5 protein-coding genes are annotated in these 4,513 nt (G+C 48.7%); all 5 read left to right on the forward strand.

Features of this window, described 5'->3' with window-relative positions; translation table 11 throughout:
• Nucleotides 1-475: hypothetical protein (locus ACTVJH_RS15575; RefSeq protein ID WP_455992742.1), on the forward strand; the 475-nt coding region annotated here is incomplete at its 5' end.
• A 693-nt stretch (nt 476-1,168) separates the two neighbouring features.
• Entirely contained in the window at nt 1,169-1,786 is a 618-nt protein-coding gene (locus ACTVJH_RS15580; protein ID WP_455992745.1) for a DUF6088 family protein, read from the forward strand.
• Complete coding sequence (locus ACTVJH_RS15585) at nt 1,779-2,765, forward strand: nucleotidyl transferase AbiEii/AbiGii toxin family protein (protein WP_455992748.1); 987 nt, start codon at nt 1,779-1,781, stop codon at nt 2,763-2,765. Before ACTVJH_RS15580 ends, ACTVJH_RS15585 begins: the two co-directional genes overlap by 8 nt.
• Before the next feature lie 508 nt (nt 2,766-3,273).
• Nucleotides 3,274-3,705: a GxxExxY protein gene (locus tag ACTVJH_RS15590; RefSeq protein WP_455992751.1), complete on the forward strand. Its 432-nt coding sequence runs from the start codon at nt 3,274-3,276 to the stop codon at nt 3,703-3,705.
• Nucleotides 3,706-4,267: 562 nt separating this feature from the next.
• Nucleotides 4,268-4,513: ORF6N domain-containing protein (locus ACTVJH_RS15595; protein WP_455992754.1), on the forward strand; the 246-nt coding region annotated here is incomplete at its 3' end.

The raw sequence follows: 4,513 nt of genomic DNA on the forward strand, positions 1-4,513 counted from the left end.
CACAGGCTCACCAAGCATTCACTTCAGCTTTGCACAAGGTCTGCTATGGCTCACAAGTTTGCCAAGCATTCACTTCAGCTTTGCACAAGGTCTGCTATGGCTCACAAGTTTGCCAAGCATTCACTTCAGCTTTGCACAAGGTCTGCTATGGCTCACAAGTTTGCCAAGCATTCACTTCAGCTTTGCACAAGGTCTGCTATGGCTCACAAGTTTGCCAAGCATTCACTTCCTCGACATTCGCAGACAAGGGCTCGGACAAAGGCGCGGAAGGAGTTCTTTTCTTTGGCGGACAGTCGCCAAAGAAAAACAGCCGGTGCTGCGCACGTTTCAGGTTGTGCCGGTGTCGACGACAGGTACTCGTAATCGTGACAGCACTCTCTGTGATCCACGCAGTGGTGACACTTTCCGGCCGGCGACAGTCCGGCGGACGGAATTTCAGTTGTCCGGGGCCGTTGTCCAATCTTTTGTCCGGTAGTGTCGAGTGAGCTTGCGAACGGGCGGTTAATTCGCCTTTTGCATTTTCCTGACACAGGGGGCAACACAACAAAGGCATTAACCGCCCGCTGCGGCTTTGCACAAGGTCTGCTATGGCTCACAAGTTTGCCAAGCATTCACTTCAGCTTTGCACAAGGTCTGCTATGGCTCACAAGTTTGCCAAGCATTCACTTCCTCGACATTCGCAGACAAGGGCTCAGACAAAGGCGCGGAAGGAGTTCTTTTCTTTGGCGGACAGTCGCCAAAGAAAAACTGCCGGGGCTGCGCACGCTTCAGGTTGTGCCGGTGTCGACGTCAGGTACTCGTAATCGTGACAGCACTCTCTGTGATCCACGAAGTGGTGACACTTTCCGGCCGGCGACAGTCCGGCGGACGGAATTTCAGTTGTCCGGGGCCGTTGTCCAATCTTTTGTCCGGTAGTGTCGAGTGAGCTTGCGAACGGGCGGTTAATTCGCCTTTGCGTTTTCCTAAAACCTAACCACCTAAAACCTAAAACAGTTTTTGATTCCTCATACCCGGGAGGCAGACACTGTTTCGCATACCCGGGGGGCAGGCACTGTTTCGTTGGCAATAAAATCCTTTTGTTGCTTGTCTCAGAGATCCAGAGCAACCCGCGTAACTTTTTTCAGGAAAAGAGGTATTTTTTTCTGAAAAAATTTATGGAAAAAAAGTTATGCAATCCATTGAAAAAAAGATATTTTCAAGAATATGTGGACACGGTAGGGGTTGGGTTTTTTTTGCAAAAGATTTCAGTGCCGAATTTGGCAGTGTAAATATCGACAAGGCCCTGTCCAACCTGGTCAAAAAAGGAAAGATCCGTCGTATCTGCCGGGGTATGTATGACTATCCGAAATACAGCGAACTGCTTGGTCAGGAATTAAGCCCCGATCATGACAACGTAGCAAGGGCCTTTGCCCGTAAATTCAACTGGCGGATTCTGCCGACCGGCGATGCTGCGCTTAATCTGTTTGGCCTTTCGACCCAGGTGGTGGGGAAATTTGTCTATCTCTCGGATGGGCCGAATCGTTCCTACGAAATAGGTGGATATGAACTCGAATTCAGAAAAACCGCGCTCAAGGAGATCGGTTTCAAACAGCAGGAAAGCGGTTTGATCGTTCAGGCACTCAAGGCACTTGGGAAAGAACGGATTACTTCCGAGGTACGTCGGAAAATCCGTCAACAGATTGAGCCGGAGAAATGTGCCAGGATATGTAAAGAAACCAGAAGTGTGACCGGTTGGGTTTACGATGCCATCAAGAAGATCTGTCGGGAGGCGGAGCTGAATGGATAAGGTTGCACGCCTGGCTCCGAAAGATCGCAGTGAACTTTTTGCAGAGACTGCCGTTCGACTCCGGATGACCCCGGCGGTTGTTGAAAAGGATTTCTGGGTTACCTGGACGCTGGGCAAGCTTTTTATTCATCCTGAATTTTCCCGTATACTCATGTTCAAAGGGGGAACCAGCCTCTCTAAAGTTTTCGGCCTGATCGAGCGATTTTCAGAAGATATCGATCTGGTTCTTGATTGGCGTATTGTGACAGATGAAGACCCGGAAGGAAATCGCTCAAAGTCCAAACAGGCCGGGTTTAATGCGAAAGTAAACGAACGTGCACAGGAATACATTGCCGGGGAATTGCACAGAATGATTACTGGAGCGTTAGCCCCGCTCTGTACGTGCTCGGTTGATTCCAATGATCTGAACACTCTGAATGTACACTACCCAGCCGCCTTTTCTGATGCATATCTGCGATCCGAAGTGCGGTTGGAAATCGGGCCTTTGGCTTCATGGTTGCCGTTTGACGTGTATAGTATTCGTCCTTATGCCGCTGAGGAATTTCCCAATTTTTTTGACCGGCCGGATTGTATGGTTAAAGCCATCAAGGCTGAGCGGACGTTTTGGGAAAAAATTACGATTTTGCATCATGAGGCACATCGCCCCGAGACCAGTTTACAGCCACCGCGCAGTTCTCGGCATTATTACGATTTGGCGCAAATGGCGACGTCCAGGACAAAAGACGTGGCATTGTCGAACCTTGATCTGTTGTACGATGTTGTCGAGTTCAAGAAACGGTTTTATCCACGAGGTTGGGCTCAATATGATTTAGCTGTACCAGGGACTCTTAAACTGGTGCCGGAAAATCATGTGATGAAGGCGATTCGAGCCGATTACCGGGCGATGCGGAACATGATTTTCGGCACGTATCCTACGATTGATAGCATTATGGCTGTATTGCAGGCGTTAGAGGAAGAGATCAACGGCATGGTTTCCTGATTTTTAAGTAGCAGTAAACGCATTTTTTATTCACACTCGATCCAATGGGCTATCCACTCAGATATTTTCAGCCAGGCTAAGACCACCCTTACCCCTTAACCCTTATCAACCCTCACTCAACACAGGGTAAGGCCTGGGGGCATTGGCCTAATTAAAAAATTTACATTCGCGACCCCGTAAATTAAAAAAATGGCAAAAATTTAAATAAGGCTTCCGAAAACCGAATCATGAATCGAAAAGAGACAGGCACCTACCATATCGCCGTAGCCGGGGGTGAGACGTGCTTTCCAATGAGGTCGGGAATTTCAGCTAGAGCAAAAAGGCCATGGGTAACTCCAAGGGGTCTGACCCAACGGACAGTCATTTGAATTGAAGGGCCAAGGAAAAGGGCAAAGACAGGGGGCCAACTAAACACACGAAACATGCGAAAGGTTTTAAATATAAACTGCCTTTTTTCGCATGTTTCGTATGTTTAGTTGGCAAAAAAATCCTTTAGCTGGTGGGTCTTATGCTGTTGTATGCTGATGAGAGCTATGAGATAGTCGGGGCGTGTTTTGATGTATACACGTCCATGGGGGCGGGGTTTCTGGAGGCCGTGTACCAGGAGTGCCTGGCTCTGGAATTTTCCCACCGGGGGATTCCTTTTGTCCAGCAGAAGCGGCTTGAGCTCTCTTATCGGGGTACCCAGCTGAAGCAGGAATATGTGGCTGACTTCGTCTGCTACGACAAGATCATCGTTGAAATAAAGGCTGTTTCGAGCCTGTTACCCGAGCATCGGGCCCAGGTACTGGACTATCTGCATGCAACTGGGTACAACCTGGGGCTCTTAATCAACTTCGGGCATTATCCCAAGGCAGAAGTGGAAAGAATTGTCAGGCACCAGCGAAAAAGGCAAAGACAGGGGGCCAACGAAACAGTGTCTGCCCCCCGGGTACGCTAAACACACGAAAGGTTTTAAATAAAAACTGCCTTTTTTCGTATGTTTAGCATACCCGGAGGGCAGACACTGTTTAGTTGGCAAAAAATTTCTTTAGCTGGCGGTTCCTATGCGGTTGACCGGGGATCAGAGAATTCCTTGGAATGGAAGATTTTAGACGAGTCTGAATTGTAGTAAATCGTCATTCATTTCGGATAGTTGATGTATTTTGAGCCGAACCCGGTTGATTCTAAGCCTGCCCGGTGAAATGCCCTTGTCACTCCATATTTCATTTGGGCCGAAAACAGGCGTTTTTGAGCAATAAAATCAAGGATAACTGTGAGTTCGAGGGGTCAGACCCCACGGGCATGATACTTGTAATCGTGACAGCACCCTCTGTGATCCACGAAGTGGTGACACTTTCCGGCCGGCGACAGTCCGGCGGACGGAAGTTCAGTTGTCCGGGGCCGTTGTCCAATCTTTTGTCCGGTAGTGTCGAGTGAGCTTGCGAACGGGCGGTTAATTCGCCTTTTGCCTTTGCATTTTCTTAAAAGCTTACACAGGGGGGGGGAAGGCAGGCAACGATATGGCTAAAGAAGACATCATTGAGATCATACAGACCAAAATTTATTCCATCCATGGTCAAAAGGTCATGCTCGATTCCGACATTGCTGAGATTTACGGGGTAGAAACAAAGCGGATCAACGAGGCTGTTCGAAACAACCCTGATAAATTCCCCGAAGATTTTTATTTTGAACTTGGAGCAGAGGAACAGCTTGCTTTAAGGTCGAAATCTTCGACCTTAAAGGCCGGTCGGGAGTCCATGCAACAG

The sequence above is a fragment of the Desulfoplanes sp. PS50 genome (genome assembly GCF_053851535.1).